This is a genomic window from Vibrio aestuarianus (assembly GCF_012395185.1).
Taxonomy (GTDB): domain Bacteria; phylum Pseudomonadota; class Gammaproteobacteria; order Enterobacterales; family Vibrionaceae; genus Vibrio; species Vibrio aestuarianus.
In genome coordinates, this window is record NZ_JAAZTU010000092.1 from 1 (window position 1) to 1,740 (window position 1,740).

Genomic DNA, 1,740 nt, shown 5'->3' on the forward strand with positions numbered 1-1,740 from the left:
TGTGAAAAAGGTGAAAGAAGGAGAGGAAGTAAGGGAAAATCGAAATAGGAGGAATAGATTAATAAAAAAGTAGCACATTAAGGACAAAGGTGTAGTGTTGATAGAGGAGGAATAGTAAAGCAGGAGTAGGTGTTTTTTTTTTAGATGTATATAAGAAGCAGCTGAAGACCTATATCCATTAGCTTATAAAAGATTTTCCTTGGCATTTGCGCACAATCACGACTTTGCTTAAGAAGGTATCGAAGTCTAAAATCATGCGCTATACGAATGCTATCAGGCCAATCGTATACTGACGGTGTAAATTCTTCACCCTTTATCATGACGTACCATGAATCGAACTGGTCACCAAGAAAAATTGGGTCATATATTGATAGCCTGTACCCTTCAGGCATATAGCGAACTATCCGATCAAATCTTTTTTTGACTCGACGAAAATCTTCATGATTCTCATCATCATCGAGTTTCTGCCACCATGCTTCCGTCGCAGCTGCTCTAAGGTCACGGATACCCATCATCTGTTTTGATTTATGCCTAATCCATCCTCCCCAAGATATCAAATAAGAAACGACTCTATTACGCTCATTAGAATGAACATACCGTCTAAGAATCCTTTGATTTAAGGTAAAGCGACTTACGTTAGCACCATAACTTTGAATTAAATATTTTTCAAATACCCTCATCCGAGAATGAATTTCGATCAGTTCATGTTTAACTGCAACATAGGGGAGCCTCGATGATTTAATGCTTTTTAAATAGTGAAGATCTTTTTTGATGATTTCTGTGTTGAACAAAATTTTTGTTCGCTTGTCCTGCTCTGGCAGTTTTGATATTACGGAACTCTCTACAGCCTCATCAGTATTCCCTAATACCGATGTTGTATCAGGAAACAGTTCTCGCTTGCGTCTATTTTTAGTCTGTAAGCCGTATTCCCTTTCAACCGAACCCTGCATACTACCGAAAGCCGCTGTTAACTCTTTTATTGGGCTAGATAATTTTTTATTATCTTCTATTTTATTAGCGTTTTCTAAAAAATGATTTTTATCTACTACTCCAACTGAGATTGGATGGTTGCTCTCATCTAAGGTGGCATCGATACTGGTTGGCATTGTATTGGTTAATTGTAAATTTTCTGAAGGAGCAACGGACTGTTTATATGCTGGTTGTAAAGGCACTTTGTTTTGTAAAGGTGCAATTAATTGCATTAATGTAAGGAATGTTATTGTCGGCCCCGATTTAAAATAACCAGTAACAGGTGGATGAGTTGTTGCTCCGTTCCTATACTTGTAATTATAGTTGGTTAGCTTCGTTTCTACCTTGCGAACACCCTTTCTCACACTTTTGCATTTCCATGCAAGTCGGTTCTCGCGATTGCCTAGTTGTTTTCTATATTCTTCGGTTTGTCTTACATCGGTGAATGATGTTGTTTTCCGCATAAATCATCTGTAATTTAGATTAGTGGTCTGGCTAGTAATTAATCCAGTATGATAATTTCATCTCACACCATAATTGAAGCACACAAGTGCTATATTCTGAACCCCACAAATATGCACCATTGAGCACATAATCATAAGCCAATCATCTCATCAACATAGTGAAAAATTCTGATATATATACCCAAACAACTTGAAGTTGCAGGTAGGCGGCAAGTGAGTTCATCCCCATGAGCATAGATCAACTATGTGATTGGGGTGATCGAACGTAACCAACACCGCTGCAACTTCAAATAGAAAGGGTATATTG

1 protein-coding gene is annotated in these 1,740 nt (G+C 37.8%); it reads right to left on the reverse strand.

Going from position 1 to position 1,740, the window contains the following annotated elements:
- Nucleotides 1–140 precede the first annotated feature (140 nt).
- Nucleotides 141–1,433 (reverse strand): hypothetical protein, encoded by a 1,293-nt coding sequence (locus HGG78_RS18700; RefSeq protein WP_172533812.1) that lies wholly within the window; start codon nucleotides 1,431–1,433, stop codon nucleotides 141–143.
- Nucleotides 1,434–1,740 lie beyond the last annotated feature (307 nt).

Excerpts from the sequence above, each read along its gene's own strand:
- HGG78_RS18700 (WP_172533812.1), bottom strand. The coding sequence starts at position 1,433 with ATGCGGAAAACAACATCATTCACCGATGTAAGACAAACCGAAGAATAT.